We start from the raw sequence: 3898 nt of genomic DNA on the forward strand, positions 1-3898 counted from the left end.
GGCTAAAGATGAATAGTTTTATTGATATAGTAGAAGAGATAAAAAGTATTATTTCTGCTGAAATTGCTCCAAAGAAAGTGTTTGACAAAGATGTGGCTGCTGTGCTTGGAATTTCACAGATGAATTTTGCAACAATGAAAAAAAGAGACAAAATACCATTTAATGAACTGCTTGATTTCTGTGCTAAACGCAGCCTCTCTATTAACTGGCTATTGTATGGTCAATCTCCTGAAAGTCTTGTAGATGCGACAAATAAATTTTATATAGTTAAATATTTTAATGATATAAACGCAAGTGCTGGTGGTGGTAGTGATGTTGAATTTGAAGAAGTAGAGGAGCTTGAGATTCCTGAGCAGTTTGTATTTATGTTAGGTGGAGAAAAAGAGCTTAAAAATATAGAAGCGATTAATGTATCAGGTGATTCGATGGAGCCCACTTTTAGTTATAATGATATTGTTTTTATAAATAGAAGTAAAACGGATGTCAACCGTGGTGGTATTTTTACAATTAGAACCGAAGGTGGACTTTTCATTAAACGAGTACATAAACGCATAGATGGAAAGTTAGATGTAATTTCAGACAATTCAGTATATGACAAACAAATATTAGCACCTAATGAACTTGAAATTGTAGGTAGAGTTGTAAGTAGATTTGGAGATGTTGATTAGAAAAAGGAGTGGTTCTTGCAGTATCTATTTATTGCTTTTATAGCAATTTTTATATCTGGATGTAGTTTCAGTAATGGTGTAAGTGTTGAAAAAGTGAGAGATTTGCAAGAGATTTCACAAGATGTACAGAGCTATTCGCAAGGTATTGATGATGGATATATTTCAACTTTAGAGGAGTATAAAGAGCACTATTTCAAACCTTGGAAAGAGACTAAAATAGAAGCTCCACTTGCACAGGCTATGTGGGCATATAATGTTTTTACTCCACAAAAGAGTTATGGAGAAAATCTACAGCATATAGATCAAAGTTTTTTCAATAAGATGTTAGAAAATTCTAATTTTAGTGAGTATGCAAGGCTAAATAAACCTGCTTTAACACTTAAAAATCTGAACCTTAGAGCCTTTCCAACACAAAGACCACTCTTTAGAAATCCAAAGCAAGCAGGAGAGGGTTTCCCTTTTGATTATCTGCAAAATTCTACTATTGGAGCAAATAAGCCTATTTTAGTTTCACACTACTCAAAAGATAGAGCGTGGGTATTTGTAGAGTCAAGTTTTGCAGATGGTTGGGTACATAGCAACGATATTGTTTATATGCCAAAAAGATACATTGAAATTTATCAAAGAGTAAAGCAGGGATTTCTATTAAAAGACAATATTGCGCTACATGATGAAAAAAATAATTTTTTATTTTACTCTCACATAGGAATGATGCTGCCATTAATTGATGCAAATGCAACAACCACTACTCTTTTAACTGTTTCAAAGTATGCTACAAATAAGCCATTTTTTTATAAATCAAAACTTCCCTTTAATGTAGCACATTCGGGTATTCTTGCCTTTAATACAGAGAATATAAACGCAGTGATGCAGGAACTACAAAAAATGCACTATGGATGGGGTGGTATGTATGGACAACGCGACTGCTCTTCGACCATACGCGATTTCTTTGCTCCATTTGGAGTTTGGTTACCAAGAAACTCATCTAAACAGGCGCAAATAGGAAAAGTCATCTCTTTTGAGGGGATGAGTGATAAAGAGAAAATAGCAACTATTAAAAAAGAGGGTGTCGCGTTTAAAACGCTACTGTATAAACAGGGACATATTCTTTTGTATGTAGGAGTTCGTAATGACAAAGTAATAGTCTTTCAAAATATGTGGGGCATAAAAACAATTAAAAATGGTAAATTAGGGCGTTTTATTGTAGGAAGAGCAGTTTTTAGTACGCTTGAAATAGGTAAAAATCTTTATTATTATGATAAAAAGGCATCTTTACTTTCACATTTAAAAAGCATGAATATAGTTGGATACTAAAAATAGTATCCAAAAAATATTTAATGAAGGTCTGCGTTTAGTTTTATCTCTCTTATTGAGCGAGAAGCTGTGATTTCGCCTGTGAGTGAGTTTTGTCTGTAGTGAAGACCATATAATCCTGCAAGTTGTTTACCTTTAAAGATTTCACCTTCCATTTTCATATTTGTATTTACATCCATAATCTTTTTCAACTGCTCTGGTTGAATGGCAATTTTTGTTCCTTCAAGGATTGCAATGCCTGCATCAATGATACAGCCATCACCTAAAGGAATACCACAAACAGAATTTGCACCTAAAAGGCAGTTTTTACCAACTGAGATAGGGTTACCGTCTGTTCCACTAAGTACACCTAAAATAGAAGCACCACCACCAACATCTGAACCATCACCAACAATAGCAGAAGAACTAATGCGTCCTTCAACCATAACTGAACCAGTAGTACCTGCGTTGAAGTTAATGTATGAAGCACCTGGCATAACTGTAGTTCCAGCAGCAAGTTGCGCACCGAAACGAACTTTACTTGTATCTAAGATACGAGTGTTGTCTGCTGGAATGATGTGTTGTAAGAATCTTGGGAATTTATCTACAAAGTCGATGTGTGGGAACTCATTTGCAAGTTTGAGTTCTATTTCAAATTCACGAAGATACTCAAGCTCTATAGGCTGACCGTTTGACCATGCAACATTTGGAAGTGCACCAAATGCACCGTTTAGGTTGATTTCACGAAGGCCGACTTTTGCAAGAGAGATAGCATAAAGTTTAAGGTATGTTGCCTCTACAGACTCTAGTGGTGCATCTTCAAAAATGAAACATACTTTAAACTCACCCTCTAAAGAACCATTGTTTATGATTTGTGAGTAGAGTGCTGAGATGACTTGAATGTTTTTATGTGCATCGCCATGAGCTTCATCTGAGTATGGTGTAAATGCGTTTAAACAATCTTTTAAAAATTGTAAATTGATGTTACATACTACTTCATCTTGTGTAAAATCTACGGCTATGCCTTGTTCTGCTAAAGCACGAATAAAAATAGCCGCACTTCCAAAGTTTTCATCCCAATTTACTACAGGATAAGTAGCTTGAAGAGACTTTTCTACATTTAATTGACCTAAATCAACTCTGGCAATACCAAAAGCCAAAGGGTCTTTGTAGTTTGGTGTTGTTGTTTTAATATCTTCTATAAGTGCTTTAAAAGCGTCTGTTGTTTCTATAGTTTGCATTGAATTCTCGCTTAAGTAATTTTGTCTGCAATTATACTTAAAAACTCCTAATAAGATTTTAAGTACAATCATAAAATATAAAATAAAGAATAGATTATGAATAAATGGTTAGAACTTTTAAAAAATGATGATTATCTCGGTATAAAAAAGTACATCAAATCGGGTGGGGATTTATCTCAAACAAATGAGCTTAGTGAGTCTGTACTTGCTTGTGCTTTGCGCGCAGGATGTGATATAGAAACACTTATGCTGCTTATAGAGAGTGGTGCAGATATTTTTGACTTTGATGATGAGGGCGTAAGTATTTTTGATATGGCAGTAACTTATGACAATAAAGAGATGCTACTTTATTTGATAGAGCAGGGCAAAAATGTCAATGAGACAACACGAAAAAGTGGGTTTACTGCACTTATGGCAGCTGCATGTTATGGCAGGATAGAGATAGCACAAATACTTTTAGATAATGGAGCAGATACAAATGCCAAAGACTCAAAGGGTTTTACAGCAGTTGATTTTGCAAGAAAAATGAATAAAAAAAGTATTCTCTCTCTTTTTGAATATGACGAGAATACTCCTAAAAACACTGCGTATGCACGCTAGTCTTTAGTCGAAAAACTTTCCTTGGTTTGAGTGATCAAGTGGTTTTCTCTTCTCTTTTGCAAGCCAATCTTGTAAAAGTGACTCTACAACTTTACT

4 protein-coding genes are annotated in these 3898 nt (G+C 34.6%); 3 read left to right on the forward strand and 1 reads right to left on the reverse strand.

Annotation, left to right across the window (positions count from 1 at the left end; all coding sequences use genetic code 11):
* Window positions 1-8 precede the first annotated feature (8 nt).
* Complete coding sequence (locus MVY38_RS04525; protein WP_297483974.1) at window positions 9-668, forward strand: LexA family transcriptional regulator; 660 nt, start codon at window positions 9-11, stop codon at window positions 666-668.
* A gap of 15 nt (window positions 669-683) precedes the next feature.
* A complete protein-coding gene (locus MVY38_RS04530) occupies window positions 684-1982 on the forward strand; it encodes an SH3 domain-containing protein (protein WP_297483971.1) in 1299 nt (432 codons plus the stop codon).
* Between the two features lie 20 nt (window positions 1983-2002).
* Here MVY38_RS04530 and MVY38_RS04535 read toward each other — a convergent pair whose 3' ends face one another.
* The gene (locus tag MVY38_RS04535; protein ID WP_297483972.1) at window positions 2003-3202 is read right to left on the reverse strand and encodes a tetrahydrodipicolinate N-succinyltransferase N-terminal domain-containing protein; all 1200 of its coding nucleotides are present in this window, start codon (window positions 3200-3202) and stop codon (window positions 2003-2005) included.
* A gap of 96 nt (window positions 3203-3298) precedes the next feature.
* On the opposite strand from MVY38_RS04535, the gene MVY38_RS04540 reads away from it, so the two are divergent.
* Window positions 3299-3802, forward strand: a complete 504-nt coding sequence (locus MVY38_RS04540) for an ankyrin repeat domain-containing protein (RefSeq protein WP_297483973.1) — start codon at window positions 3299-3301, stop codon at window positions 3800-3802.
* Window positions 3803-3898 lie beyond the last annotated feature (96 nt).

Source organism: Sulfurimonas sp. (assembly GCF_027056685.1).
In the GTDB taxonomy this organism is placed as follows: Bacteria; Campylobacterota; Campylobacteria; order Campylobacterales; family Sulfurimonadaceae; genus Sulfurimonas.

Bases quoted from the DNA above. Each gene is read 5' to 3' on its own strand.
- MVY38_RS04525 (WP_297483974.1), top strand. From the start codon at position 9: ATGAATAGTTTTATTGATATAGTAGAAGAGATAAAAAGTATTATTTCT.
- MVY38_RS04535 (WP_297483972.1), bottom strand. From the start codon at position 3,202: ATGCAAACTATAGAAACAACAGACGCTTTTAAAGCACTTATAGAAGAT.
- MVY38_RS04540 (WP_297483973.1), top strand. From the start codon at position 3,299: ATGAATAAATGGTTAGAACTTTTAAAAAATGATGATTATCTCGGTATA.